Below are 24,693 nucleotides of genomic sequence, written 5' to 3'. Positions count from 1 at the left end.
GATTTCTTAATTCTTCCGGTTATAAATAAAGCATTGCAAGGAGAGATTAAAAAGTGAAGCCAAAAGGCTGAATGTGGGGTAGGAGCGAGGAGAGTGAACAAATTGAAATTAGAAAGATTTCGCAAAATAATAGGTATTTTTCTCCTTGTTTCTTTAGTTTTTATTGGGTGTTTTAAACCGCTTCGGACGTTTATTTCATCTCCGAAGCAACTTGTTGTTTTTGAAGGACAACAATCAGAAATAGCTTCATTACCAGTATTTAAAGCTTCATCTACAGATCGTCATGTGTTTACAGTAAGTTCAAATGAACAAAAACAAGGACTTATGGTAAATTCTCATCAAAATGGTGAAGCAGATATGGTGTTTCAGCTTGCTGGTTTTCCAGTGAAAAAAGTAAATGTGAGAGTATTAAAAGATTTCAAAGTTATTCCAGGTGGACAATCAATTGGTGTAAAGTTAAACACAAAAGGGGTACTTGTTGTAGGCCATCATTTAATTCAAACTGAAAAAGGGAAAGTATCTCCTGGTGAAACAGCTGGTGTGCAAATTGGAGATATGATTACTGAAATTAATGGTAAAACAATTGAAAGAATGAGTGATGTAGCACCATTTATTCATAATAGTGGGGAAACAGGCGAACCGCTTAATCTCGTTTTGCTAAGGGATGGAAAGCATATCCGCACTAAATTAACACCACAAAAAGACAGTGGAGAATCGTCTTATCGCATTGGTTTATATATTCGTGATTCGGCAGCTGGAATCGGAACAATGACATTTGTTCATCCTGATTCTATGAAATATGGGGCACTTGGTCATGTTATTTCTGATAATGATACGAAAAAGCCGATTCAAGTCGAAGATGGACAAATTATGCGTTCGACAGTTACATCAATTGAAAGAGGTAGTCATGGGAATCCAGGGGAGAAATTAGCGAGGTTCTCACCTGATCGTGAAGTGATTGGCAATATTACAATAAATAGTCCATTTGGTATTTTTGGCAAATTGAATACAAATATGACAAATGGCGTAATGGATAAAGCAATGCCTATTGCACTATCTCATCAAGTAAAAGAAGGACCAGCAAAAATATTAACGGTTATTGATCAAGATAAAGTGGAAGCGTTTGATATTGAAGTTGTGAGTACAGTACCGCAAAAGTTTCCGGCAACAAAAGGCATGGTAATAAAAGTAACAGATAAACGTTTATTAGCGAAAACAGGTGGTATCGTACAGGGGATGAGCGGAAGTCCAATTGTACAAAATGGAAAGGTAATTGGCGCTGTTACACATGTATTTGTAAATGATCCAACATCAGGATATGGTGTTCATATTGAATGGATGTTACATGAGGCTGGAATTAACATTTATGATCAAGAAAGAAAAGCGAGCTAATTAATAATTAGCTCGTTTTTCTATTGAAAAATTCGTTGAAATTTTGTAAAAGCTCCGCAAGAGGTGTTTTTTGTTGTAAAATAAAAGGAAAGGGTTGAACGTTTCGTTGTTTTTCTATGATGGAATGTGTTGCGAAAAGGAATAATTAAACGATAAACATATTTTTTTGTGATTTTATCGGAAAGTAACAAACTTTAAAAGGGAATTTTCACACAATTGTCGAACAATTCATGTAGCCTAGAAGGATACACATGTCGGAGAATCGATTCGGTAAGGGAGGAAAAGCTGTGGAGAAAATTAAAGTATGTCTTGTGGATGATAATAAAGAATTAGTATCAATGCTAGAGAGTTATGTAGCTGCTCAAGAGGATATGGAAGTAATTGGTACTGCTTATAATGGTCAAGAGTGTTTAAATTTATTAAAAGATAAGCAGCCGGATGTACTTGTATTAGATATTATTATGCCACATTTAGATGGGTTAGCTGTACTAGAGAAAATGCGCCATATTGAAAGGTTAAGACAGCCTAGCGTAATTATGTTGACAGCGTTTGGACAAGAAGATGTGACGAAAAAAGCAGTTGACTTAGGTGCGTCATATTTCATATTAAAACCATTTGATATGGAGAATTTAACGAGTCATATTCGTCAAGTGAGCGGTAAAGCGAACGCTACTATTAAACGTCCACTGCCATCTTTCCGATCAGCAACAACAGTAGATGGAAAACCGAAAAACTTAGATGCAAGCATTACGAGTATCATTCATGAAATTGGTGTGCCTGCTCATATTAAAGGGTACATGTACTTAAGGGAAGCAATTTCTATGGTGTACAATGACATCGAATTACTGGGATCTATTACGAAAGTATTGTATCCAGATATCGCGAAGAAATATAATACAACAGCAAGCCGTGTCGAGCGTGCAATCCGTCACGCAATTGAAGTAGCATGGAGTCGTGGGAATATCGATTCTATTTCGTCCTTATTCGGTTATACAGTATCTATGTCAAAAGCAAAACCTACGAACTCTGAGTTCATCGCAATGGTTGCGGATAAGTTGAGACTTGAACATAAGGCTAGCTGAGAATAGAAGAAGTAAGGGATTTAAGTTTTAATAAAGCTTAATAATTCTTGAAATGTATACTCGATAGTAAATTTAAAACCAATGAACTTTTTAATTAATGACCAATGAATGTTAGAATTCGTTGGTCATTTTATTGTACATGTTCGAAGTGAAGGTTAAATTGAATCATGGTATATCCAATGAGGGATTTTAGCAAGGAAGCCATCCATGATATAATAGAAAATAATAAAAAGTCCTGCGAAACAGGACTGTATTATTCTTCGTCTTTATTTTGTTTTTCCAATTCAACTAACTTTTGAATTAAAATGTGCTGCGGCATATGCATAAGTTGTTCAAGTGGAACACCTAGTGCTTTTGATAGGCGGACTGCAGTGTCTGGAGAAATTTGTAATGGTCTCATAGAAGTACCTCCTTTTTCGTATAGTATAGCATAAGATTGGGGGAGTGAGGATGACTCTTATATTTGCGCATCGTGGTGCAGCGGGAACGTACCCAGAAAATACGATGATTTCATTTGAAGCAGCTGAATCTTTTAAGACAGATGGAATTGAGCTGGATGTTCAATTAACGAAAGACGGAAAGGTTGTCGTCATTCATGATGAAACAGTGAATCGGACAACGAATGGAAAAGGTGCGGTTCGAAATTATGTATATGAGGATTTATGTAAATTAGATGCGAGTTATAAATTTGGTGATAAAGTAGGATTTTGTAAAATACCTCTTTTAGAAGAGGTGTTAAAATGGATTGAAAAAACAGAGTTGTTACTTAATATTGAACTTAAAAATAATAAAATTCCATACAGAGGTTTAGAAGAAGAAGTTATAACGCTTGTACGGAAATTTAATCTAGAAAATCGTGTTATATTTTCTTCATTTAATCATTACAGTATGAAAAGGTGTCATATGATGGCTCCAGATATTCAAACAGCGATTTTATATCGCGAAGGTTTGCATAGTCCGTGGGCATATGCAAAAAAAATGGGGGCTACAGCAGTGCATCCTAATTATCGTTATCTTCAAGATGCTGTTGCCGAACTAACGATGGAAAGTGATGTAGAGGTTCGGCCCTATACAATTAATGAAGAAACACTTATGCGTAAATATTTTGATATGAATATTTCGGCGATTATTACGGATTATCCTGAAACGGCAAGAACATTATTGCCAATAAAAAAATGAGACCGCTTGTAACGGTCTCATTTTTTTATTTGTAAATAGTAGGGCTTTCCTATCTTCGAAAGCGAGCTTGTACTTTATTTCGTTTACGATCTCGGTGTAAGACGAAACCACCAAAGATATAAAATCCGAGCGCGAAGCAGAGAGCCCCGATTAAAAATTGTAACCATAGTATAGAGAGTGGAGGAAATAAAATCCCGAATACGGTATCTCTCATTAACTTAATGCCAAACACAGCTAATGAAATAGGGATGAGTGCTAATAATAGAGCAAGGTAACGCTGCATATAAACGCTCCTTTTCAGATTATTTTGTTTATTTTAATGATGTTATATGAAAAGGGGGTTTGTCAAGAGGGGGCTGAACGAGTAAGATAAGGGTGTGAAAAATTTTGCAGAGATACTCCGAGAGGAAGTGTAATATATGAAACAAAAAGTTTTAATTGTTGGTGCAGGTGAAGGTGGTAGTACACTGCTGCGTCTGTTACAGAGTTCGAATATATTTCAAATTATAGGGATTATTGATATAAATCCGATAGCAAAAGGGTTACAGATGGCAAAGGAATACGGGATTGCAATTGGAGAGAGTGTGACTCCGTTTCTTTCTATGCACATTGATGTAATGTTTGATATGACAGGTGACGATGATTTACATAAAGATTTATTAAAGAAAAAGCATAAAGATACTCTTCTTATACCAGGTGATATTGCAAAAATTGTTACGAGATTAGCACATGAGAAGGAAAATTTAATTGGAAAGTTAGAAGAGCAAACGCAGCAAGGTGATTTAATTTTAAACTCTACGCATGACGGTATGATAGTGATTGATCAAGAAGGACAAGTTCGCCTATTCAATAAAAGTGCAGAACGTATTATCGGATATAAAAAAGAAGATGCGGTAGGGAAATATATTTTAGAAGTTATTCCGACTAGTAAGTTGCTTCGTATTATACGTACGAAACAAATAGAAGTAAATTATGAACTGACGCTTGAGAATGGAAAGAAAATTATTACAACCCGTATTCCAATATTAAAAGAGGGAGGAGAAGTGCAAGGGGCATTTGCGATTTTTAAAGATATAACAGAGGTTGTAGATCTTGCGGAAGAAGTTACAGATTTAAAGGAGATTCAAACGTTACTTGAGGCGATTATTAACTCGTCTGAGGAAGCCATTTCGGTCGTGGATGAAAAAGGTCGAGGGTTAGTAATTAACCCTGCATATACGAAATTAACAGGTTTAACAGAAGAGGACATTATTGGAAAGCCGGCTACAACTGATATTGTAGAAGGTGAAAGTATGCATATGAAAGTACTTCGAACGCGTAGGGCGGTACGAGGCATACATATGAAAATCGGACAAAAAAAGCGAGATGTAATTGTAAACGTAGCACCAGTTATTGTGGATGGAATATTGAAAGGGAGCGTCGGTGTAATTCGCGACGTATCAGAAATTCAAAAATTAACAAATGAACTGAATAGAGCAAGGCAAATTATTCGAACGTTAGAAGCGAAATATTCATTTGATGACATTGTCGGAAATTCAGATGAAACAACGGCTGCTATTGAACAGGCGAAACTGGGGGCGAATACACCAGCAACAGTGTTGTTACGCGGGGAGTCAGGGACAGGTAAAGAATTGTTTGCGCATGCTATCCATAATGGAAGTAATCGGAAATATAATAAGTTTGTTCGTGTAAATTGTGCAGCTATTTCGGAGACGTTGTTAGAAAGTGAATTGTTTGGTTATGAGGAAGGGGCGTTTTCTGGCGCGAAAAGAGGGGGAAAACGTGGATTCTTTGAGGAAGCGAATAACGGCAGCATCTTTTTAGATGAAATAGGGGAACTATCTGCAAATACGCAAGCGAAACTCCTTCGCGTTTTGCAAGAGAAAGAAATTGTAAAAGTTGGTGGAACGAAAGCGATCCCTATCAATGTCAGAGTAATTGCAGCGACGCACGTGAATTTAGAAAAAGCCATTCTAGAAGGGAAGTTTAGGGAGGATTTATATTATCGATTAAATAAAATTCCAATTCAAATCCCATCTCTTCGTCAGCGTAAAGAGGATATACCGGCAATCGCAGACAGATTAATTCAAAAAATCAACCAAGATTATGGCCGAAATATAGAGGGGCTCACTAATTCTGCTATTTCATATTTACAATCATATGAATGGCCAGGGAATGTGAGGGAACTTGAAAATATTTTGGGGAGAGCTATTATCTTTATGAATTATAACGAGACCTATATTGATGTACAACATTTACCGCCATTACATAACGAAGAGCAAGTGGAGTCAAAACAAGCTCATTTATTGCCTGAGTTAGAAGAAAAGCCACTTGAGCATTTAGTGACGGAGTTTGAAGGGAATATCATTCATGAATATTTAGAGAGATTTGGTGGAAATAAAACACAAACAGCAAGAGCGTTAGGAATTTCGGTTCGAAATTTATATTACAAGCTAGAAAAGTATGAGTGTGCAAAAAATAGCATGCAATAAATTGCGTACCGTGCAATTTATTGCATGGTATACAAAAAGCGACAAAATAAGACAGAATCTTTTGTTATTTTCCAAAGTATTGATTTTACTGTGTTTTGAATGCGTTTTCATTATTGGTAAGACCACTTTTGAAAGTTGGCACGGTATTTGCTTAATAAAAAGACGAGGGACGACGGAAAGGGTTGATTACAAAATATGAAGTTAGAACACTTAATTGATCAAGCGGCAGGCCAGCCTAAAAAAACTGTGGCTGTAGCAGTAGCTGAAGATCATGAAGTAATTGAAGCTGTAGCGAAAGCAATTACATTACAGCTAGCTCAATTTCGTCTATATGGAAATCAAGAAAAAATAATGGGGATGCTACAAGAACATAGTTTACAAACTTCAGAACATATTGAAGTGATTGCAACACAGTCAAGTGCTGAGGCTGCAGAACTTTCTGTTAAAGCTGTAAGAAATGGCGAAGCAGATGTGCTTATGAAGGGGAACATCCCAACAGCAAATATTTTGAAGGCTGTATTAAATAAAGAGTGGGGACTTCGTAAAGGTAGCGTACTTTCACACGTTGCAGCATTTGAAGTTCCAAACTACAATCGTCTCATTTTTGTTACAGATGCAGCGATGAACATTGCACCTGATGTAACACAAAAAGCTGCTATTATACAAAATACTGTAGAAGTTGCCCGGGCAATAGGAATTGATTTGCCGAAGGTAGCACCAATTGCAGCGGTAGAGGTTGTGAATCCTGCGATGCAAGCGACAATTGATGCAGCGATGTTAACTCAAATGAATCGCCGCGGACAAATTAAAAATTGTGTCGTTGATGGACCACTTGCTTTAGATAATGCAGTATCACAAATTGCAGCAGAACATAAAGGCATAGTAAGTGATGTAGCAGGTAAGGCAGACATTTTACTCGTCCCAACAATTGAAGCTGGAAATGTACTATATAAATCACTCGTATACTTTGCGGATGCAAAAGTAGGAGCAATGATTGCTGGCGCAAAAGCACCGATTGTTTTAACATCTCGTGCTGATTCAGCAGAAACAAAAGTATATTCATTAGCATTGGCAGTTGCCACTGCTTCAAAATAAACCAAATAGGGTAAAACATTAGGGGGAAACGACAATGGCATTAGAAATCTTCGAATACTTAGAAAAATATGATTATGAGCAAGTAGTATTTTGTCAAGATAAAGAATCAGGTTTAAAAGCAATCATTGCAATTCATGATACAACACTTGGACCTGCTCTTGGTGGAACAAGAATGTGGACATATGATTCTGAAGAAGCGGCGATTGAAGATGCATTGCGTCTTGCAAAAGGGATGACATACAAAAACGCAGCAGCTGGTTTAAACTTAGGTGGTGCGAAAACAGTAATTATCGGTGATCCACGTAAAGATAAGAGCGAAGCAATGTTCCGTGCATTAGGTCGTTATATTCAAGGACTAAACGGACGTTACATTACAGCTGAAGATGTTGGTACAACAGTAGATGATATGGATATTATCCACGAAGAAACTGACTTTGTAACAGGTATTTCACCATCATTCGGTTCTTCTGGTAACCCATCTCCAGTAACTGCATACGGTGTTTATCGTGGTATGAAAGCTGCTGCGAAAGAGGCTTTCGGTACTGATAATTTAGAAGGAAAAGTAATTGCTGTTCAAGGTGTTGGTAACGTAGCATATCACCTATGCAAACATTTACACGCTGAAGGCGCAAAACTAATCGTTACAGATATTAATAAAGAAGCTGTACAACGTGCAGTAGAAGAATTCGGTGCAACAGCAGTTGAGCCAAATGAAATTTACGGTGTTGAATGTGATATTTACGCACCATGTGCATTAGGCGCAACAGTTAATGACGAAACTATTCCACAACTTAAAGCAAAAGTAATTGCAGGTTCTGCAAATAACCAATTAAAAGAAGATCGTCACGGCGACATCATTCATGAAATGGGTATTGTATACGCACCAGACTATGTAATTAATGCAGGTGGCGTAATTAACGTAGCAGACGAGTTATATGGATACAATAGAGAACGCGCATTAAAACGCGTAGAATCAATTTATGACACAATTGCAAAAGTAATCGAAATTTCAAAACGCGATGGCATTGCAACTTATGTAGCAGCTGATCGTCTAGCTGAAGAGCGCATTGCAAGCTTGAAAAACTCTCGTAGCACATACTTACGCAACGGTCACGACATTATTAGCCGTCGCTAATCATTCATATATTACTTTTACAAAAGGTGTGGTTACCTCTTATGAGGTTTCCACTTCCTTTTGAATTTATTAGTGGAGGTAGCAACAGTGTCTGTAAATCGAATTCTTGTTATTAATCCGGGTAGTACATCCACAAAAATTGGTGTTTTTGATAATGAAAGACCCGTTTTAGAAGAAACTATTCGTCATGACGAAGAACAGATTGGAAAATATAAGCGAATTATCGACCAATATGAGTTTCGTAAAGAAACGATCTTAGAAGTTCTACATTCTCACGGTATTAACATTTCAAAATTAAACGCAGTTTGTGGCCGTGGGGGATTACTTCGTCCAATCGAAGGTGGAACATACACAGTAAACGATGCGATGTTAGAAGATTTAAAAAATGGTTTTAGCGGTCATCACGCTTCAAACCTTGGGGGCATTTTAGCATATGAAATAGCTTCTGGATTAAATATTCCGGCATTCATTGTAGACCCTGTCGTTGTAGATGAAATGGAGCCTATTGCTCGTATAAGTGGTATTGCTGGTATGGAACGCAAAAGTATTTTCCATGCATTAAATCAAAAAGCAGTTGCTCGTAAAGTAGCTGAACAGTTAAATCACAAATATGAGGATTTAAATTTATTAGTTACACATATGGGCGGAGGTATTACAGTTGGTGCTCATAAAAAAGGAAGAGTAATCGATGTAAATAACGGTTTAAACGGAGAAGGCCCATTTAGTCCAGAGCGCGCTGGTACAGTACCAGTAGGGCAACTAGTAGAAATGTGTTTCTCTGGTGAGTATTACCGAGATGAAATGATAAAAAAACTTGTCGGACAAGGTGGACTTGTAAGTCTTATCGGTACAAATGATGCGATTAAAGTAGAACAAATGGTTGAAAAAGGTGATCCTGAAGCAACTCTTATTTATAAAGCTATGGCATATCAAGTTGCAAAAGAGATTGGCGGAGCTAGCGCTGTACTTCACGGGAAAATCGATGCAATCGTATTAACTGGTGGACTTGCTTACAGTAAAATCCTTGTTGATGAAATAAAAGAACGAGTAGACTGGATTGCAGATGTTATCGTACATCCAGGAGAAGATGAATTACAAGCATTAGCAGAAGGGGCACTTCGTGTACTACGTGAAGAAGAAGCTCCAAAAGAATATATTGTACGTGAAAAAGAAACGGTAGCTAGGGGTTGAGATAATGGCAAAAGAATATGATTTAGTCATCGTTGGCGGCGGTACTGGTGGATATGTTGCTGCAATTCGTGCATCACAACTAGGGTTAAAAACTGCACTTGTTGAAAAAGAAAATCTTGGTGGTACTTGTTTACACAAAGGATGTATTCCTAGTAAAGCCCTTTTACGTAGTGCGGAAGTATACGCAACTGCTAAAAAAAGCGAAGAGTTCGGAGTTATTGCAAGTAATGTAGAACTAAACTTTGCGAAAGTACAAGAGCGTAAAGAGAAGATTGTAACGCAACTTCATAAAGGTGTTCAGCACTTAATGAAACAAGGTAAAATTGATGTGTTTGAAGGTATTGGCCGTATTCTTGGCCCATCTATTTTCTCTCCGATGCCAGGGACAATTTCAGTTGAACTTGCAAGTGGAGAAGAGAATGAAATGTTAATTCCAAAAAATGTACTTATTGCAACAGGTTCTCGTCCGAATTCATTACCAGGTTTAGAATTAGACGGAGAGTATGTAATGTCTTCCGATCATGCCCTAAAAATGGAAACGCTTCCTAGCTCGATTATTATCGTTGGTGGCGGTGTAATTGGTATTGAGTGGGCATCTATGCTTGCTGACTTCGGTGTAGAAGTTACAGTATTAGAGTATGCGAAAACGATACTACCACTAGAAGACCAAGACGTTTCAAAAGAAATGCAACGTCTATTCAAGAAAAAAGGTATTAAAGTGGTAACTGGTGCAAAAGTATTACCAGAAACATTGGTAAAAGATAATGGAGTAACAATTCAAGCTGAACATAACGGTGAGAATAAAGAATTTAAAGCAGAAAAAATGCTTGTATCTGTAGGACGACAAGCCAATACGCAAAATATTGGTTTAGAGAATACGGATATCGTTGTGGAAAAAGGATACATTCAAACAAATGAGTTTTATCAAACGAAAGAATCTCATATTTACGCAATCGGTGATGTAATTGGTGGCTTACAGCTTGCTCACGTTGCTTCTCATGAAGGAATTGTTGCAGTAGAACATATTGCTGGTAAAGAAGTTACACCAATTGATTATTCTATGGTATCAAAATGCGTATATAGCAGTCCGGAAGTTGCTTCTGTCGGTTTAACAGAACAAGAAGCGAAAGAAAAAGGCTATAAGCTAAAAGTAGGTAAGTTCTCATTCCGTGCAATCGGAAAAGCGCTTGTATACGGCGAATCAGATGGTTTCGTAAAACTTGTAGTTGATGAAGAAACAAATGATATTCTCGGTGTTCATATGATTGGACCGCATGTAACAGATATGATTTCTGAAGCGGGTCTTGCAAGAGTACTTGATGCAACACCTTGGGAAGTAGCACATACAATTCATCCGCATCCATCATTATCTGAGGCGATTGGTGAAGCAGCATTAGCTGTAGATGGAAAAGCGTTACACGCATAAAAATGTGGATTTAGGAGGTTATGAAAAATGGCAGAAGTAAAAGAAAAGCGCCATGAAGAGCTTGGCTTAAGTGATGAGCAAGTATTAGAAATGTTCCGTACGATGTTACTTGCACGTAAAATCGACGAACGTATGTGGTTATTAAACCGTGCTGGTAAAATTCCATTCGTAATTTCTTGTCAAGGACAAGAGGCAGCACAAGTTGGAGCAGCATTTGCTCTTGATAGAGAGAAAGATTATGCATTACCATACTACCGTGATATGGGTGTTGTACTAGCGTTTGGTATGACAGCGAAAGAACTGATGCTATCTGGTTTCGCGAAAGCTGGAGATCCAAACTCTGGTGGTCGTCAAATGCCTGGTCACTTCGGTCAAAAGAAAAATCGTATTGTGACAGGTTCATCTCCAGTAACAACGCAAGTACCACATGCAGTTGGTATTGCATTAGCTGGAAAAATGGAAAAGAAAGATTTAGTAACGTTTGTTACATTCGGTGAAGGTTCTTCCAACCAAGGTGATTTCCATGAAGGTGCAAACTTTGCTGGCGTACACAAGTTACCTGTTATTTTTATGTGTGAAAATAATAAATACGCAATCTCTATTCCAGTTGAAAAACAATTAGCATGTAAAAATGTATCAGACCGTGCAATTGGATACGGTATGCCTGGATATACAGTAGACGGAAACGATCCGCTTGCAGTATATAAAGCTGTAAAAGAAGCAGCAGACCGTGGCCGCCGTGGTGAAGGTCCAACTTTAATTGAAACAGTATCATATCGTTTAACAGCACATTCAAGTGACGATGATGATCGCGTTTATCGTGATAAAGAAGAAGTAGAAGAAGCGAAGAAAAATGATTCAATTGTAACATTTGCTGCTTATTTAAAAGAGGTTGGCGTGTTAACTGAGGAATCAGAAAAACAAATGTTAGACGAAATTATGCATATCGTAAACGAAGCAACAGAATATGCAGAAAATGCTCCGTATGCAGCACCTGAAGATGCATTGAAGCACGTATACGCAGAATAGGGGGGAACGTTTCATGGCTGTAATGTCTTATATTGATGCTATTACATTAGCAATGCGCGAGGAAATGGAACGCGATGAGAAAGTATTCGTTTTAGGTGAAGATGTTGGTAAAAAAGGTGGCGTATTTAAAGCGACACACGGATTATATGATCAATTTGGTGAAGATCGTGCGCTAGATACACCACTTGCAGAATCTGCAATCGCTGGGGTTGCAATTGGTGCAGCAATGTATGGAATGCGTCCAATCGCTGAAATGCAGTTTGCGGATTTCATCATGCCAGCAGTAAACCAAATTGTTTCTGAGGCAGCAAAAATTCGTTACCGTTCTAATAATGATTGGACTTGTCCAATCACAGTTCGTGCGCCATTTGGCGGCGGTGTTCACGGTGCATTGTATCATTCGCAATCTGTAGAAGCGATGTTTGCAAACCAACCTGGTTTAAAAATCGTTATCCCTTCTACACCATATGATGCAAAAGGCTTACTAAAAGCTGCAATTCGTGATGAAGATCCAGTATTATTCTTTGAGCATAAACGTGCATATCGCTTAATTAAAGGTGAAGTGCCAGAAGATGATTATGTATTACCAATCGGAAAAGCAGATGTAAAACGTGAAGGTGATGATATTACTGTTATCACATACGGATTATGTGTTCATTTTGCTCTTCAAGCAGCTGAAAAGTTAGCGCAAGATGGCATCTCTGCACATATTCTTGATTTACGTACTGTATATCCATTAGATAAAGAAGCAATCATTGAAGCAGCTTCTAAAACAGGTAAAGTTCTTCTTGTAACAGAAGACAATAAAGAAGGAAGTATTATGAGTGAAGTGGCAGCAATTATCGCTGAAAACTGTCTATTTGATTTAGATGCACCAATTGCGCGTCTTGCAGGTCCAGACGTTCCAGCAATGCCATATGCACCAACAATGGAAAAATTCTTTATGGTAAATCCAGATAAAGTTGAAAAAGCAATGCGTGAACTTGCGGAATTTTAATCGGGGGGACTATACATGGCTGTAGAAAATATTACAATGCCTCAGCTCGGGGAGAGCGTTACAGAGGGTACAATTAGTAAATGGCTCGTTAATGTTGGCGATCACGTAAACAAATATGATCCGCTTGCAGAAGTAATGACTGATAAAGTAAATGCTGAAGTACCATCTTCTTTCACTGGTATTGTGAAAGAGTTGATCGCTGGTGAAGGTGATACGTTAGCTGTAGGTGAAGTAGTTTGTGTGATTCAAGTAGAAGGCGCAGATGAAGTAGCAGCAACAGCTGTTGAGGAAAAAACAAAAGAAGAACCAAAGGCAGAAGTAGCTACGCCTGAAAAAGCACCGAAAGCAAAACAACCAACTGATGGAAAACCTCGTTTTTCACCAGCTGTGTTAAAACTTGCAGGTGAACATAACGTTGATTTAGATCTAGTAGAAGGTACGGGAGCAAACGGCCGTATCACTCGTAAAGATATTTTAAAGCTAGTGGAATCAGGAAATATTCCGCAAGCAGGTGCGGCGAAGAAAGAGGAAGCGGTAGCGGCAGTAGTAGAAGCGCGTCCGGAAGCACCAAAAGCAGCGCCAGTAGCACAAAAAGTAGAAGCTGCGAAACCAGTTTCTGTACCAACAATGCCTGGCGATATCGAAATTCCAGTAACAGGTGTACGTAAAGCAATCGCAGCGAACATGTTACGTAGTAAACACGAAGCGCCACACGCTTGGATGATGATTGAAGTAGATGTGACAAACCTTGTGTCATACCGTAATTCAATTAAAGGTGATTTCAAAAAACGCGAAGGCTTTAACTTAACGTTCTTTGCTTTCTTCGTAAAAGCAGTAGCACAAGCGTTAAAAGAGTATCCTCAAATTAATTCAATGTGGGCTGGCGATAAAATCGTTCAGAAGAAAGATATTAACCTTTCTATCGCTGTTGCGACAGAGGACGAACTATTTGTACCAGTAATTAAACACGCGGACGAGAAGACAATTAAAGGTATCGCTCGTGAAATTACAGAACTTGCAGGAAAAGTACGTACGAAATCGTTAAAAGCGGACGAAATGCAAGGCGGAACATTTACAATTAATAACACAGGATCATTCGGTTCTGTTCAATCTATGGGTATTATTAATTACCCACAAGCGGCTATTTTACAAGTTGAATCAATTGTAAAACGTCCAGTAATTATGGAAAATGGTATGTTCGGTGCTCGCGACATGGTTAACTTATGTTTATCACTTGATCACCGTGTACTAGATGGTTTAATTTGTGGTAAGTTCTTAGGACGTGTAAAAGAAATTTTAGAAAATACGTCAGAAAATAATACATCTGTATATTAAATAAAAAGCTCGCTTATGCGAGCTTTTTATCATCTTATTTCTTCATCTACATCCTACTATATGTATAATACCTTTCCCAGTAATCTTACAATGAACCATTATGTATTAGGAATTTATGAAAATACATTGCTGATATATGGTATATGGATATAAAATAAGAAAAGAATAATTTTTTTGGCAAATCTTACTGACGAAACTGTAGTATAATATATTGTATTGTATGAAAAAGAGAGTTATTCTATATAAGTGTTTATAGATAATGTGTAATCAGTCGTCAAAACATGAAGAATGTTGACTCCTGGTTTTTTATTTTGCTGTAACAATGTTTCAGGAGGATGTCATGAAAAGAAGTACCGAGTTTCTAAAAAGTTTAGATGTAAAATTAATTTTAATTTTGTTAGCATTATGTGTTACAAGTATAGCTGCTATATATAGCAGTCAGCAAACTGGCCAATATGGAGAGGCAAACTTTGCGATGAAACAAGGTTTGAACTACATAATTGGGGTTGTATTGTTATTGCTTGTTGCAAGCATCGACTTAGATCAATTACAAAAATTGTCTTGGCCACTTTATATCGTTGGATTTGCTTCACTTATTCTTTTGAAAATACTACCGGTTTCCAATTTCACACCTGAAAAATTAGGTGCAAAAAGATGGTTTGTATTTCCGTTAGTTGGACAAATTCAGCCATCTGAGTTTTTCAAAATTTCATTGCTTCTCGTAGTAGCAAGTATAGCAGTGAAACATAATGCGCAGTATATGGCAAGGACATTTCAAACGGACTTAAAATTAGTAGGTAAAATTATGCTAGTATCCCTCCCGCCTATGGCTGTTGTATATAGCCAACCGGATACGGGGATGGTGTTCTTATACGCTGCTGCCATTGCATGTATTTTATTTATGTCAGGTATTCAGAAGAAATTGATAGCGTTATGTACAGTTATTCCAGTCACCATACTATCCACGTTAATATTTATTTACGTAAGGTATGAGGATTTCTTCTTTAATAAGTTAGTTACGCTACTAAAACCGCACCAACAATCACGTATTTTAGGTTGGTTAGATCCATTTGAACATACAGATCAAGGTTATCAAACACAGCAATCAATTTTAGCTGTAGGTAGTGGCGGTATGGAAGGGAAAGGGTTTGGCGAAGGGAATGTTTATATCCCTGAGAAGCATACAGACTTTATTTTCGCTACAATTGCCGAAGAAGGTGGATTTATCGTAGCAGCGTTAGTTGTATTCTTGTTCTTATTACTACTATATAGAACAATTATTATCGGTTATTCTGCTGATAATTTATTCGGTACATTATTATGTGCTGGGTCAATTGGGATATTAACGGTTCAAATATTCCAAAATATCGGTATGATTGTTGGATTAATGCCTGTAAAAGGGATTGCATTACCTTTCTTATCGTATGGGGGAAGTTCCTTGTTCTCGAATATGATTATGATGGGTCTCATATTATCGGTACGAAAAACGTATAAAAAGTATATGTTTTCCGTTAAGTAAAAAAAGCTGGTTCGTTTTTAAACGAACCAGCTTTTTTACATATATACTCATAAACGTTGCAAACTAAAACAGACTAGCAGTTTAGGATGTAAGGAGTGCAAAGTGATGCATATGCATATTTTTGAGGGAGCACGGCATCTTTCTAATAGTGAATGGGTTATTCGGGCTATTATAGCATACATATTTTTAATATTAGTTGCGAAAGCGATGGGGCAAAGGTCCATCGCACAACTTCGCTTTTTAGATGTTGTATTGGTGTTATTGCTTGGCGGGAATATTTCTAACGCATTGTCTGATGAAAAAGTAGGATTAATGGGCTCGATGATTACAACGTTTATACTCGTTGTACTTCATATTATAAGTTCAGTTTTAATGTTGAAATGGGATAGATGGAGACGCTTTTTAGAGCCAGCACCTATCATTCTTATACACAACGGCTCCATTGATTTTAGCAATTTGAAAAAAGCGAGAATTACCGTGGAATATTTATTTTCAGAACTTCGTATGCGAAATGTGAGCGATATTCAAACAATCAAATTAGCATTATGGGAAGCGAACGGTGTCGTTTCTATATTTCGGTATCCAGAATATGAGGCAGTTTCCCGACTTGATCTAAAAGTGGCGGGAAAAAAATCTCCAGTTTCTTTTGTATTAGTAAAGGATGGGAGCATTCAGCAAGATGTTCTTGCTTTATTAGGGAAAACAGAAGAATGGGCGAGAGAATTTCTAGAGAAAAACGCAGAAGTTGAATCCATTTTGTTAGCTACAGTAGATGAAACACATAAAATAAATATTTTGTTAAAAAAATGAAAAATATACGCATTTTGTCGTTTCATACATATGATACAATAGTGTGGACAACGAAAAAGGAGGGATACGATGGGATATGTAGAAGAATTACGGAAAATAGTTGGTCATCGCCCTTTAATTTTAGTTGGTGCTGTTGTACTCGTTATAAATGAAAATAGATATGTATTATTACAACAAAGAACAGAGCCTTACGGAAAATGGGGGCTGCCTGGCGGATTAATGGAGCTTAGTGAATCACCAGAAGAAACTGCTTTTCGTGAAGTATACGAAGAAACAGGAATAAAGGTGAAGAACCTACGATTAATCAATGTGTTTTCTGGAGCGAACTATTTTACAAAATTAGCAAACGGTGATGAATTTCAATCTGTAACGACCGCTTATTATACGGACGAATACGATGGAGATTTTGTTATGAACAAAGAAGAAGCGGTTCAGCTTAAATTCTTCCCACTAACAGAACTACCTGACTATATTGTTGGGTCGCATAAAAAAATGATTGCTGAATATATGAAGATTATGGAAAAGTGACAAAAAGGTGTTAGAACAGGGTTCTAACACCTTTTCTATATCCAAATACAAGTAAACTTACTTGTATTTCATAAACATTAACTGGTAAGATACAAATAGGTAGTTTTAGAGGAGGGAAAAGATTGATTAATTTTAACTTTTTTATGAATGATGTTGTCCGCCAAGCGCGTGAAGAGATTGTCTCTGCTGGATATACAGAATTGACGACGCCAGAAGCAGTAGACGAAGCGTTTAAAAGAAATGGAACAACACTTGTAATGGTAAACTCTGTATGTGGTTGTGCAGGCGGTATTGCTCGTCCTGCTGCTGCGCATTCTGTACATTATGATAAACGTCCTAACCACCTTGTAACGGTGTTTGCAGGTCAAGATAAAGAAGCGACAGCAAGAGCTCGTGAATATTTCGAAGGGTATCCACCATCTTCTCCATCATTTGCTTTATTAAAAGATGGAAAAATTGTAACGATGGTAGAGCGTCATGAAATTGAAGGTCATGAACCGATGCAAGTTATTGCAAAACTACAATCGTATTTCGAAGAGAATTGCGAAGAACTATAATCAGTGGAGGTGGTTCATCCCAACTGATTATAAGTCCTTATAAAAATAAATGAAAAGGCGGTACGTCCACACTCAAGTGGATGTACCGCCTTTTTTTATTTCGTATTAAAATTTTTGGGATATGCATAGTTTTGTTATTTTATGCATCTTTTTATACACGGATAACTGTATTTTAACTCGTTTTATATTTATTTTTATTTTATATATTGCATAAAAATAAAAGTGCTGATACAATACAAACATCGAATAAATATTCTATTAAACTTTTAAATATACATTATTAGGGGGAAGAAAGATGAAGAAGTTATTATCAATATCGTTTGCACTTATTTTAATTGTAAGTATGTTCAGTGCTTGTAGTAATGGGGAAGAAAAGGCTACTGGAAAAAATAAAAAAGTACTCGTTATGGGGACTTCAGCAGATTATAAACCATATGAATACGTAGAAGCTTCAAAGAGTGATGAAATTATCGGCTTTGATGTTGATGTTGCTAAATATATCGGAAAAGAACTTGGTTATGAAGTGAAAGTGAAAGATATGGATTTTGGTGGTCTATTAGCATCTCTTAGCTCAGGAAAAGTTGATTTCGTAATGGCAGGTATGACGCCAACTGCAGAGCGTAAAAATAATGTTGATTTCACAGATATTTACTTTGTTGCGAAAAACATGGTCGTTTCTAAAAAGGACTCTAACATTCAATCTGTAGAGGATTTAAAAGGGAAAAAAGTAGGGGTACAAACAGGATCTATTCAAGAAGAGAAAGCAGCAGAATTAAAAAAACAAGTAGATTTCAAAGTTGAGGGACGTGACCGTATACCAGAAATCGTACAAGAAATTAAAGCTGGTCGTTTTGATGCTGCAATTATAGAAGACACAGTTGCTAAAAATTATTTAGAGAAAATGAAAGAGTTACAAGGAATTGAAATTAAAGAAGCTCCAGAAGAAGTTGGAGCAGCAATTGCCCTTCCGAAAAACAGTGATAAAACAGCTGAATTTAATAAAGTAATTAAAAAAATGCAAGAAAATGGAGAAATGGATAAATTAGTGAAGAAATGGTTTGGCAGCGAAAAATAAGCTGCCTTTCACTTTTCTGTGAGGGGAATGAAAAGAATGAACTTAGATTTTTCGGCGATTACGCCTTCGATACCGTATATATTAAAAGGTCTAGAAGTTACTTTGAAAATTGTAGCAGTATCAGCTTTAGCTGGGTTTCTTTTAGGGACGTTATTAGCACTTTGCAAAATTGCTAGAATACGAGCATTAAATATAGCAGCAGATCTTTATACATCAATTTTCCGTGGTACACCACTTGTATTGCAATTAATGATAATTTATTTCGGTGTCCCGCAAATAATTGGTTATGAAATACCGGCATTCTTAGCAGCTGTACTTGCATTTAGCTTAAATTCAGGTGCATATATGTCAGAAGTAATCCGTGCCGGCATTCAAGCGGTTGATAAAGGACAAACAGAAGCAGCGATGGCTTTAGGAATTCCATACGGAAAAATGATGCGAAATATCATTTTTCCTCAAGCTTTAAAAAATATATTACCGGCACTTGTAAACGAGTTTGCGACACTTACGAAAGAATCGGCTGTAGTAACAGTAATAGGAGCAACGGATTTAATGCGTCGTGCTTATATCGTAGGCGGGGAGACTTTTAAATACCTTGAACCATTACTTTTTGTTGGACTCATTTATTATATGCTAGTCATTATTCTTACATTAGTCGGGAAGGCAATTGAAGGGAGAATGAAGAAAAGTGATTAAAATTGAAAACCTTCATAAATCATTTGGAAAAAACGAAGTATTAAAAGGAATTACAACAACGATTGAAAAAGGGGAAGTAGTAGCAATTATTGGACCGTCTGGATCAGGGAAATCAACATTTTTACGTTGTATGAATGTGTTAGAAGCACCGACAAATGGTCACATTTGGATTGGAACGGAAGAAGTAACGAATCCAAAAACGAATATTATGCACGTTCGTGAAAATGTCGGAATGGTATTTCAGCATTTTCACCTATTTCCTCATATGACTGTATTAGAAAATATTACGTATGCTCCTATCAATGTAAAAGGAGTAACGAAACAAGAAGCTGAAAAGAAAGCCGAAAAACTGTTAGAAAAGGTCGGCTTATTAGATAAAAAAGATACGTATCCAAATCGTCTTTCGGGAGGACAAAAGCAACGTGTAGCAATTGCAAGAGCGTTAGCAATGGAACCAGAAGTAATGTTATTTGATGAACCGACATCAGCACTAGATCCAGAGATGGTAAAAGAAGTGTTAGAAGTTATGAAATCATTAGTTACGACAGGAATGACAATGGCGATTGTTACACATGAAATGGGATTTGCAAAAGAAGTAGCAGATCGTGTTCTCTTTTTAGATGGTGGAAAGCTTGTAGAAGATAGTGCGCCAGCAGAATTTTTTGCAGCACCGAAAAGTGAGCGTGCGCAACAATTTTTACAAAAGATATTGTAATATGTAAAGGTTACGTGAATAATAAGTAGAAAAGGATGACATTGTGTCATCCTTTTTTTATACTAACTGTAAATACGTTTATACATATAGGAGCAATGCTATGTTCAAAATTGGATACCGTACAGTAAAAACAGCAATAGGGACAGGCGCAGCCGTTTTTATTGCACAGTTATTAGGGTTGGAATTTTATAGTTCAGCGGGTATTTTAGTTATATTATGCGTACAAAATACGAAACGTAAATCACTTCAAGTGTCGTTACACCGTTTTTTAGCCTGTGTATTATCAATGGTGTTCGCATTTTGTATTTTTGAAACAATTGGATATACACCACTAGCAATTAGCGTACTATTACTTACATTTATTCCGACTGCAGTCATGTTTAAAATTCAAGAAGGTATTGTTACGAGTTCAGTTATTGTGATGCATCTATATTCATTGAAACAAATTACATGGCTTATTGTTGGGAATGAAATTGCGATATTAACGATAGGGATTAGCGTGGCTCTATTAGTAAATATGTATATGCCAAGTAGTGAAAATAAGCTAAAAGAGTATCAAGGTAAAATAGAAAATAATTTTAAAACGATTTTGTTTGAAATGGTTGTATATTTACGAAACCGAGAAAGTAGTTGGAGCGGGGCAGAACTTATTGAAACTGAACAGATGCTAAATGAAGCTAGAGATTTATCGTTTAAGAAACTTGAGAATGCATTTATGCGAGAAGATGACTATTACTATCGCTATTTCAATATGCGTATGCAACAATTCGAAATTTTAGAGCGAATGATTCCGTTAGCAGCTTCTTTATCATGGACATATGAACAAGCGGACATGATTGCGGATGTGGTTGAAAACATTGGAAATGCTATTAGCCCTCAGAGTACCGGGGTTATTTCTTTAAGGCAGCTTCAAGAAATGCGAGAATTATTTAGAGATATGCCATTGCCGGCTACACGTGAAGAATTTGAGATACGTGCGAAACTTGTTCAACTTGTATACGAAATGGAACAATATTTACTCATTAAAAGTCGCTTTAAAGGAAAGGATAATATAAAAGAACTTATATAGAAGGTAGGAATTATCTATGCCGTATCTTATCTCTTTCCTATTATGTCTTTCTTTATCGCCTATTTGGCCTCTTGGTGATAATCCGCGTGCCGGTGATCCTTTCATTATTGTAAATAAAGCGACGAATAAACTAGCTTATATTGACGATGGAAAGATTCAAAAGGTTTTTCCAGTCGCGACAGGAAAAACAAATGAATTAACCCCAGAGGGAACTTTTGATATTGTAATGAAAGCAAAGGACCCATATTATATTGCGAAGAATATTCCTGGGGGATCACCGAAAAATCCACTTGGATCTAGGTGGATGGGATTTAATGCAAGAGGAACTGATGGGAGTAAATATGGAATACATGGAACAAACCAACCGAGTTCAATTGGAAAGTATATTTCACAAGGATGTATAAGAATGAAGAAAAATGATGTGGAATATTTATTTGATCGCATTCCAATTGGAACGAAAGTATGGATTGTAAAATCGAAAAAGTCATTTCAGCAATTGGCAAAAGAAAAAGGAGCCATTGCATATGAAAAAGTCAACGGAAAAGTTGGCTTTTTCTATTGTAATAAGTTGTCTTGACATGTGTACATAACCATGCGTTAATGAGAGTATAGAAAGATAAAATGAGATAAAGGGGTTGCTCATATGTACTTGAATCCAAAACTTTCGTATATGCAGTTTTTTATGGGATTTCTATTTATTATTACATTCATATTGGCAACTTTTAATATATGTTCTTATCTTGTAGCGATTGTATGTATGGCATTACTTAATCTTACTTTTGTTATTGGGGCATTTCAGCAGAAACAATATACAAGTTTTGTGATAGCACTTGTAATGTCATTTTTCTTTAGTATTGTAGCGATTGTGCTTTACATAAAATAAACCATCTCGATTTCGAGATGGTTTATTTTATTATGTGTAAAAAGTAAAAAAAGGACGAACAGATCGTCCTTTTTACCAAAACATACTTGCGCCAGCAAGTAATGTTGTTACAAGCATAGAAATTAGCATTACATAAATCATAACTTTTTGAGCTTTTTTATGCATCGTTAAACCTCCTTGCAAATCAGTACAATATCATTGTAACGAGAAATGATATTGTGGACAAGGGGGAGAGAAATGACAAAATTCGAGAAGTGTGTGTAAAGTATAACAGGAAATTTGTATGTACGTAGAGAATATATAAGAATGATAGGGTATAAGTTTTTTGTTATGCAAGCTGAAGAATGGAGATACGATGATGAAAATATATGAAACAAATCGTTTACATTTAAGGGAAATTGATGAGTCGTATGCTGAAAAAGTTCTTCAATATTACGACAGAAATCGTGAATTTTTAAAAGCCTGGGAAGAGTATAGACCAGATGATTTTTTTTCGTTAGATTATCAAAAGAAAAAGTTACAAAAGGATAGAAAAGAGATCGCAGAAGGTAAAATCATCAGACTTTGGATTTTTAAAAAAGGTGATGATACGAAAATAATTGGATGTATTTCATTTAATTTAATTGTTCGTGGAATTTACCAATCTTGTGTACTCGGCTATAAATTAGATAAGGAAGAGTTAAACAAAGGTTATACGACAGAAGCGCTTAGAAAAGCGATTCAAGTTGCTTTTGAGGAATTTCAATTACATCGTATAGAAGCACCGATTATGCCACGAAATTTAGCATCTATACAAGTCGTAACGAAGATAGGTTTTCAGTATGAGGGCGTGTCTAGGAAGATGTTAATGGTTAATGGAGTGTGGGAAGATCATATGCGCTGGGTATTGTTAAATGAGTAATAGAAAGCAGATGGTTATCTAGACATATAAACCGTCTGTTTTTTGTCTTGTATTTCGAAACTTTTGCGAAATTCTGTTATAATTAATAGTGTTACATACATAATGGTAGTGCAGGAGGCGCAGTCTTATGATTAATCAAGAACGTTTAGTAAATGAATTTATGGAGTTAGTACAAGTAGATTCTGAAACGAAATTTGAAGCAGAAATTTGCAAAGTATTAACAAAGAAATTTACAGATTTAGGTGTAGAAGTATTTGAAGATGATACAATGGCTGTTACTGGGCATGGTGCAGGTAACTTAATTTGTACATTACCAGCAACAAAAGATGGTGTTGATACAATTTACTTTACTTCTCATATGGATACAGTAGTTCCTGGTAATGGAATTAAGCCTTCTATTAAAGATGGATATATCGTATCAGATGGTACTACGATTTTAGGGGCGGATGATAAAGCGGGATTAGCATCCATGTTCGAAGCAATCCGTGTTTTAAAAGAAAAAAATATCCCTCATGGTACAATTGAATTTATTATTACAGTTGGAGAAGAATCTGGTCTTGTTGGTGCAAAAGCATTAGATCGTGAGCGCATTACAGCGAAATATGGTTACGCGTTAGATAGCGATGGGAAGGTTGGCGAAATCGTTGTTGCAGCTCCAACACAAGCGAAAGTGAACGCGATTATTCGCGGGAAAACAGCTCATGCTGGTGTAGCACCAGAAAAAGGTGTATCTGCAATTACTATCGCAGCGAAAGCAATTGCGAAAATGCCACTTGGTCGTATTGATTCTGAAACAACTGCAAATATTGGACGTTTTGAAGGTGGTACACAAACGAATATCGTTTGCGATCATGTACAAATCTTTGCAGAAGCGCGTTCTTTAATCAATGAAAAAATGGAAGTACAAGTTGCGAAAATGAAAGAAGCATTTGAAACAACTGCAAAAGAAATGGGCGGCCAAGCAGATGTTGAAGTAAAGGTTATGTATCCAGGATTTAAATTTGCTGATGGCGATCATGTTGTAGAAGTTGCAAAACGCGCAGCTGAAAAAATTGGTCGTACACCTTCTCTTCACCAAAGTGGTGGCGGAAGTGATGCAAACGTAATTGCTGGACACGGAATTCCAACAGTTAACTTAGCAGTTGGTTATGAAGAAATTCATACAACAAACGAAAAGATTCCTGTTGAAGAATTAGCGAAAACAGCAGAATTAGTTGTTGCAATCATAGAGGAAGTAGCGAAATAATATAACAAAAAAGCGTGTAAATCAATTGTGATTTACACGCTTTTTACTTTGATTCGATTGCTTTTACAAGGCGGATAAGCCAATACAAGAAAATCCATGGCAGTATGTAAGTTGTTACTACATGGACTAGACGAGGAAAGAAACCAGCTATGTTTATATCAAATATAGGAAGAAGTAAATAATTGATTGCGACGATTAGTATAATTATGAGAAACGTATAATTGAGTTTATCAGTTGATTTCATAATAATCACCCCTAATTACAAAAATATCCACTTCATTTAAATTATAGCAATAAATATGATGGGAAAGAACAAGTAATAATTATAATTATTGTGCAAA

The 24,693-nt window shown here is 36.5% G+C and carries 27 protein-coding genes; 23 read left to right on the top strand and 4 right to left on the bottom strand.

The genetic code is table 11. The features are described from left to right. The first annotated feature begins 93 nt into the window (after positions 1 to 93). Entirely contained in the window at positions 94 to 1,392 is a 1,299-nt protein-coding gene (gene spoIVB / locus PDQ40_RS11735) for a SpoIVB peptidase (RefSeq protein ID WP_002028467.1), read from the top strand. A 287-nt stretch (positions 1,393 to 1,679) separates the two neighbouring features. Further along, positions 1,680 to 2,474, top strand: coding sequence for a sporulation transcription factor Spo0A (gene spo0A, locus PDQ40_RS11730; RefSeq protein WP_014297988.1), 795 nt, complete (start codon positions 1,680 to 1,682; stop codon positions 2,472 to 2,474). 253 nt (positions 2,475 to 2,727) lie between these two features. Here the strand turns inward: spo0A and PDQ40_RS11725 are convergent, their stop codons facing one another. Further along, on the bottom strand, positions 2,728 to 2,874 hold the full coding sequence (locus tag PDQ40_RS11725) for a YycC family protein (RefSeq protein ID WP_001247671.1): 147 nt from the start codon (positions 2,872 to 2,874) through the stop codon (positions 2,728 to 2,730). 50 nt (positions 2,875 to 2,924) lie between these two features. On the opposite strand from PDQ40_RS11725, the gene PDQ40_RS11720 reads away from it, so the two are divergent. Then, on the top strand, positions 2,925 to 3,653 hold the full coding sequence (locus PDQ40_RS11720; protein ID WP_000172566.1) for a glycerophosphodiester phosphodiesterase: 729 nt from the start codon (positions 2,925 to 2,927) through the stop codon (positions 3,651 to 3,653). Between the two features lie 49 nt (positions 3,654 to 3,702). On the opposite strand, the gene PDQ40_RS11715 is transcribed toward PDQ40_RS11720, so the two are convergent. Then, positions 3,703 to 3,936, bottom strand: a complete 234-nt coding sequence (locus tag PDQ40_RS11715; protein WP_001190187.1) for a DUF2627 domain-containing protein — start codon at positions 3,934 to 3,936, stop codon at positions 3,703 to 3,705. Between the two features lie 136 nt (positions 3,937 to 4,072). On the opposite strand from PDQ40_RS11715, the gene PDQ40_RS11710 reads away from it, so the two are divergent. The 18 genes from PDQ40_RS11710 to PDQ40_RS11625 all read left to right on the top strand — a co-directional run bounded on the left by PDQ40_RS11710 (position 4,073) and on the right by PDQ40_RS11625 (position 22,205). After that, the gene (locus tag PDQ40_RS11710) at positions 4,073 to 6,145 is read left to right on the top strand and encodes a sigma-54 interaction domain-containing protein (protein ID WP_270691424.1); all 2,073 of its coding nucleotides are present in this window, start codon (positions 4,073 to 4,075) and stop codon (positions 6,143 to 6,145) included. A gap of 195 nt (positions 6,146 to 6,340) precedes the next feature. Next, a complete protein-coding gene (gene yqiS, locus PDQ40_RS11705; RefSeq protein ID WP_000763079.1) occupies positions 6,341 to 7,240 on the top strand; it encodes a phosphate butyryltransferase in 900 nt (299 codons plus the stop codon). A 34-nt stretch (positions 7,241 to 7,274) separates the two neighbouring features. After that, on the top strand, positions 7,275 to 8,375 hold the full coding sequence (locus PDQ40_RS11700) for a leucine dehydrogenase (RefSeq protein WP_001162675.1): 1,101 nt from the start codon (positions 7,275 to 7,277) through the stop codon (positions 8,373 to 8,375). 87 nt (positions 8,376 to 8,462) lie between these two features. Continuing rightward, positions 8,463 to 9,566 carry a butyrate kinase gene (gene buk / locus PDQ40_RS11695; RefSeq protein ID WP_000115774.1) on the top strand — a complete coding sequence of 368 codons (1,104 nt, stop codon included), beginning with the start codon at positions 8,463 to 8,465 and terminating at the stop codon, positions 9,564 to 9,566. 4 nt (positions 9,567 to 9,570) lie between these two features. Beyond that, a complete protein-coding gene (gene lpdA, locus PDQ40_RS11690) occupies positions 9,571 to 10,992 on the top strand; it encodes a dihydrolipoyl dehydrogenase (protein ID WP_001051291.1) in 1,422 nt (473 codons plus the stop codon). A 27-nt stretch (positions 10,993 to 11,019) separates the two neighbouring features. Further along, complete coding sequence (gene bfmBAA / locus PDQ40_RS11685; RefSeq protein ID WP_000852555.1) at positions 11,020 to 12,021, top strand: 3-methyl-2-oxobutanoate dehydrogenase subunit alpha; 1,002 nt, start codon at positions 11,020 to 11,022, stop codon at positions 12,019 to 12,021. A 13-nt stretch (positions 12,022 to 12,034) separates the two neighbouring features. Beyond that, positions 12,035 to 13,018, top strand: coding sequence for a 3-methyl-2-oxobutanoate dehydrogenase subunit beta (gene bfmBAB / locus PDQ40_RS11680; RefSeq protein ID WP_000290076.1), 984 nt, complete (start codon positions 12,035 to 12,037; stop codon positions 13,016 to 13,018). A 15-nt stretch (positions 13,019 to 13,033) separates the two neighbouring features. Then, on the top strand, positions 13,034 to 14,353 hold the full coding sequence (locus PDQ40_RS11675; protein WP_000257652.1) for a dihydrolipoamide acetyltransferase family protein: 1,320 nt from the start codon (positions 13,034 to 13,036) through the stop codon (positions 14,351 to 14,353). Positions 14,354 to 14,693: 340 nt separating this feature from the next. Beyond that, positions 14,694 to 15,872 carry an FtsW/RodA/SpoVE family cell cycle protein gene (locus PDQ40_RS11670; protein ID WP_000831200.1) on the top strand — a complete coding sequence of 393 codons (1,179 nt, stop codon included), beginning with the start codon at positions 14,694 to 14,696 and terminating at the stop codon, positions 15,870 to 15,872. A 105-nt stretch (positions 15,873 to 15,977) separates the two neighbouring features. Further along, a complete protein-coding gene (locus tag PDQ40_RS11665; RefSeq protein ID WP_000550968.1) occupies positions 15,978 to 16,682 on the top strand; it encodes a DUF421 domain-containing protein in 705 nt (234 codons plus the stop codon). A gap of 69 nt (positions 16,683 to 16,751) precedes the next feature. Further along, the gene (locus PDQ40_RS11660) at positions 16,752 to 17,210 is read left to right on the top strand and encodes an NUDIX hydrolase (RefSeq protein WP_000542556.1); all 459 of its coding nucleotides are present in this window, start codon (positions 16,752 to 16,754) and stop codon (positions 17,208 to 17,210) included. Between the two features lie 143 nt (positions 17,211 to 17,353). Continuing rightward, entirely contained in the window at positions 17,354 to 17,767 is a 414-nt protein-coding gene (locus tag PDQ40_RS11655; RefSeq protein WP_001998211.1) for a BrxA/BrxB family bacilliredoxin, read from the top strand. A 295-nt stretch (positions 17,768 to 18,062) separates the two neighbouring features. Continuing rightward, positions 18,063 to 18,842, top strand: a complete 780-nt coding sequence (locus tag PDQ40_RS11650) for a transporter substrate-binding domain-containing protein (RefSeq protein WP_270691423.1) — start codon at positions 18,063 to 18,065, stop codon at positions 18,840 to 18,842. A 36-nt stretch (positions 18,843 to 18,878) separates the two neighbouring features. Continuing rightward, complete coding sequence (locus PDQ40_RS11645) at positions 18,879 to 19,538, top strand: amino acid ABC transporter permease (protein ID WP_001046921.1); 660 nt, start codon at positions 18,879 to 18,881, stop codon at positions 19,536 to 19,538. Further along, positions 19,531 to 20,253 carry an amino acid ABC transporter ATP-binding protein gene (locus PDQ40_RS11640; protein ID WP_000590218.1) on the top strand — a complete coding sequence of 241 codons (723 nt, stop codon included), beginning with the start codon at positions 19,531 to 19,533 and terminating at the stop codon, positions 20,251 to 20,253. Before PDQ40_RS11645 ends, PDQ40_RS11640 begins: the two co-directional genes overlap by 8 nt. A gap of 100 nt (positions 20,254 to 20,353) precedes the next feature. Then, entirely contained in the window at positions 20,354 to 21,322 is a 969-nt protein-coding gene (locus PDQ40_RS11635; RefSeq protein ID WP_000472680.1) for an aromatic acid exporter family protein, read from the top strand. 16 nt (positions 21,323 to 21,338) lie between these two features. Next, a complete protein-coding gene (locus PDQ40_RS11630; protein WP_270691422.1) occupies positions 21,339 to 21,899 on the top strand; it encodes a L,D-transpeptidase in 561 nt (186 codons plus the stop codon). Between the two features lie 66 nt (positions 21,900 to 21,965). Continuing rightward, the gene (locus PDQ40_RS11625; protein ID WP_000281163.1) at positions 21,966 to 22,205 is read left to right on the top strand and encodes a DUF3894 domain-containing protein; all 240 of its coding nucleotides are present in this window, start codon (positions 21,966 to 21,968) and stop codon (positions 22,203 to 22,205) included. A 72-nt stretch (positions 22,206 to 22,277) separates the two neighbouring features. Here the strand turns inward: PDQ40_RS11625 and prli42 are convergent, their stop codons facing one another. Continuing rightward, positions 22,278 to 22,370: a stressosome-associated protein Prli42 gene (prli42, locus tag PDQ40_RS11620; RefSeq protein ID WP_000549038.1), complete on the bottom strand. Its 93-nt coding sequence runs from the start codon at positions 22,368 to 22,370 to the stop codon at positions 22,278 to 22,280. 190 nt (positions 22,371 to 22,560) lie between these two features. Between prli42 and PDQ40_RS11615 the strand changes: the two genes are divergently transcribed. Next, positions 22,561 to 23,106 carry a GNAT family N-acetyltransferase gene (locus PDQ40_RS11615; RefSeq protein WP_033673919.1) on the top strand — a complete coding sequence of 182 codons (546 nt, stop codon included), beginning with the start codon at positions 22,561 to 22,563 and terminating at the stop codon, positions 23,104 to 23,106. Positions 23,107 to 23,233: 127 nt separating this feature from the next. Continuing rightward, the gene (locus PDQ40_RS11610; protein WP_000609811.1) at positions 23,234 to 24,352 is read left to right on the top strand and encodes a tripeptidase T; all 1,119 of its coding nucleotides are present in this window, start codon (positions 23,234 to 23,236) and stop codon (positions 24,350 to 24,352) included. Between the two features lie 43 nt (positions 24,353 to 24,395). Here the strand turns inward: PDQ40_RS11610 and PDQ40_RS11605 are convergent, their stop codons facing one another. Further along, a complete protein-coding gene (locus PDQ40_RS11605) occupies positions 24,396 to 24,596 on the bottom strand; it encodes a hypothetical protein (RefSeq protein ID WP_000842869.1) in 201 nt (66 codons plus the stop codon). Between the last annotated feature and the right edge of the window lie 97 nt (positions 24,597 to 24,693).

Origin of the sequence: Bacillus cereus group sp. Bc061 (assembly GCF_027715825.1) — a bacterium.
Lineage (GTDB): Bacteria > Bacillota > Bacilli > Bacillales > Bacillaceae_G > Bacillus_A > Bacillus_A paranthracis.
Note: the sequence above shows the minus strand (reverse complement) of the source record. Positions and strands in the feature narration are given on the sequence as shown.

Bases quoted from the DNA above. Each gene is read 5' to 3' on its own strand.
- PDQ40_RS11725 (WP_001247671.1), bottom strand. From the start codon at position 2,874: ATGAGACCATTACAAATTTCTCCAGACACTGCAGTCCGCCTATCAAAA.
- PDQ40_RS11720 (WP_000172566.1), top strand. From the start codon at position 2,925: ATGACTCTTATATTTGCGCATCGTGGTGCAGCGGGAACGTACCCAGAA.
- PDQ40_RS11715 (WP_001190187.1), bottom strand. From the start codon at position 3,936: ATGCAGCGTTACCTTGCTCTATTATTAGCACTCATCCCTATTTCATTA.
- PDQ40_RS11710 (WP_270691424.1), top strand. From the start codon at position 4,073: ATGAAACAAAAAGTTTTAATTGTTGGTGCAGGTGAAGGTGGTAGTACA.
- yqiS (WP_000763079.1), top strand. From the start codon at position 6,341: ATGAAGTTAGAACACTTAATTGATCAAGCGGCAGGCCAGCCTAAAAAA.
- PDQ40_RS11700 (WP_001162675.1), top strand. From the start codon at position 7,275: ATGGCATTAGAAATCTTCGAATACTTAGAAAAATATGATTATGAGCAA.
- lpdA (WP_001051291.1), top strand. From the start codon at position 9,571: ATGGCAAAAGAATATGATTTAGTCATCGTTGGCGGCGGTACTGGTGGA.
- bfmBAA (WP_000852555.1), top strand. From the start codon at position 11,020: ATGGCAGAAGTAAAAGAAAAGCGCCATGAAGAGCTTGGCTTAAGTGAT.
- bfmBAB (WP_000290076.1), top strand. From the start codon at position 12,035: ATGGCTGTAATGTCTTATATTGATGCTATTACATTAGCAATGCGCGAG.
- PDQ40_RS11675 (WP_000257652.1), top strand. From the start codon at position 13,034: ATGGCTGTAGAAAATATTACAATGCCTCAGCTCGGGGAGAGCGTTACA.
- PDQ40_RS11670 (WP_000831200.1), top strand. From the start codon at position 14,694: ATGAAAAGAAGTACCGAGTTTCTAAAAAGTTTAGATGTAAAATTAATT.
- PDQ40_RS11665 (WP_000550968.1), top strand. From the start codon at position 15,978: ATGCATATGCATATTTTTGAGGGAGCACGGCATCTTTCTAATAGTGAA.
- PDQ40_RS11660 (WP_000542556.1), top strand. From the start codon at position 16,752: ATGGGATATGTAGAAGAATTACGGAAAATAGTTGGTCATCGCCCTTTA.
- PDQ40_RS11655 (WP_001998211.1), top strand. From the start codon at position 17,354: ATGAATGATGTTGTCCGCCAAGCGCGTGAAGAGATTGTCTCTGCTGGA.
- PDQ40_RS11650 (WP_270691423.1), top strand. From the start codon at position 18,063: ATGAAGAAGTTATTATCAATATCGTTTGCACTTATTTTAATTGTAAGT.
- PDQ40_RS11645 (WP_001046921.1), top strand. From the start codon at position 18,879: ATGAACTTAGATTTTTCGGCGATTACGCCTTCGATACCGTATATATTA.
- PDQ40_RS11635 (WP_000472680.1), top strand. From the start codon at position 20,354: ATGTTCAAAATTGGATACCGTACAGTAAAAACAGCAATAGGGACAGGC.
- PDQ40_RS11630 (WP_270691422.1), top strand. From the start codon at position 21,339: ATGCCGTATCTTATCTCTTTCCTATTATGTCTTTCTTTATCGCCTATT.
- PDQ40_RS11625 (WP_000281163.1), top strand. From the start codon at position 21,966: ATGTACTTGAATCCAAAACTTTCGTATATGCAGTTTTTTATGGGATTT.
- prli42 (WP_000549038.1), bottom strand. From the start codon at position 22,370: ATGCATAAAAAAGCTCAAAAAGTTATGATTTATGTAATGCTAATTTCT.
- PDQ40_RS11615 (WP_033673919.1), top strand. From the start codon at position 22,561: ATGATGAAAATATATGAAACAAATCGTTTACATTTAAGGGAAATTGAT.
- PDQ40_RS11610 (WP_000609811.1), top strand. From the start codon at position 23,234: ATGATTAATCAAGAACGTTTAGTAAATGAATTTATGGAGTTAGTACAA.
- PDQ40_RS11605 (WP_000842869.1), bottom strand. From the start codon at position 24,596: ATGAAATCAACTGATAAACTCAATTATACGTTTCTCATAATTATACTA.